The sequence below is a fragment of the Pseudoalteromonas sp. TAE79 genome (assembly GCF_000498015.1).
In the GTDB taxonomy this organism is placed as follows: Bacteria; Pseudomonadota; Gammaproteobacteria; order Enterobacterales; family Alteromonadaceae; genus Pseudoalteromonas.
Map to the genome: position 1 here is coordinate 1 of NZ_AUTL01000039.1, position 732 is coordinate 732.

Annotated in this window: 1 protein-coding gene; it reads right to left on the reverse strand. The window is 41.4% G+C overall.

The genetic code is table 11. The annotated features are described in order from the left end of the window. Positions 1-118 precede the first annotated feature (118 nt). Positions 119-732: FAD-dependent monooxygenase (locus tag L655_RS0101090; protein ID WP_029751530.1), on the reverse strand; the 614-nt coding region annotated here is incomplete at its 5' end.

The window sequence follows — 732 nt, forward strand, 5'->3', positions numbered from 1 at the left end:
CAGATTATCTTCCCCTTAGTCAGGGTGATAAGGCATCTTTCAGCCTATCGGGTTTGCCAGCTTCGCTGGGCAAACAAAAAAGACTCATAAATGAGCCTTTTAAATATCTACTTTAAATTTAGCCTAAATCACCGCTAATTGCGTATTTTAAAACCCAGTTTTTTATAGGGCCTGTATTATTAGCCATTTTTAAAAACTGGCTACGTGCCCATTTAAGTGGCGCAACTTGGTTAGAAAAGCCAAAGTAACAGGCATCCATCATGCTCATCATTAATAAATTAGCTTTACGGCGAGCTCGCTCGTATTCTTTAAGCGTTAACGGGCACCCTATATCCGCAGCATTATCTAAAACTTCAGCAAGTGCCACTACGTCCTGAAAACCTAAATTAACGCCCTGCCCTGCAAGGGGATTTATTGTATGTGCAGCGTCACCGACTAAAACTAAGCGCCCTTGTGAATAATTGTTAGCATGTTGGCGAGTAAGCGGAAATATTGCATGGGTTTGTACTTCAAAGTCTCCAGCAAGTTCAGGAAATTTATTAAGTATGTGCATTTTTAGCTCAGCTGGGTTTAGCCCTTTAAATGCTTGCAGTGTATTTGCATCATCGTACCAAATTAAATTAGCGTATGGTGCCTGCATTGGCAAAAATGCGAGTGGCCCACTTGGCGTAAACTGCTGCCATGTTTTTATTTGTTGCGGCGCATCGAGTTTAATTAATACCCCCATGCAAT